Genomic DNA, 225 nt, shown 5'->3' on the forward strand with positions numbered 1-225 from the left:
CAACGACTTTCTTGATGTCCTTGTAGCTGACATATCTGGTGGAACTGCGCACCTGGTGGACGATGCAGCGCTGCAGCCGACTTTTTGGGAAGACGGCCTCGATAGCCTGCATCATCCCACACAGGCCGTCCGTGCAGAACAGATATACATCCAAAACGCCCCTGCTTTTGAGATCATTCAGCACATTTAACCAGAATTTGCTGTTTTCATGCTCTCCGATCCAGA

Annotated in this window: 1 protein-coding gene; it reads right to left on the reverse strand. The window is 50.7% G+C overall.

From position 1 onward, the window contains the following. On the reverse strand, positions 1-225 hold a 225-nt coding region (locus JQM68_RS13690; RefSeq protein WP_235223570.1), incomplete at both ends, for a transposase.

The sequence above is a fragment of the Oscillibacter valericigenes genome, assembly GCF_021531435.1.
Taxonomy (GTDB): Bacteria; Bacillota; Clostridia; order Oscillospirales; family Oscillospiraceae; genus Oscillibacter; species Oscillibacter valericigenes_B.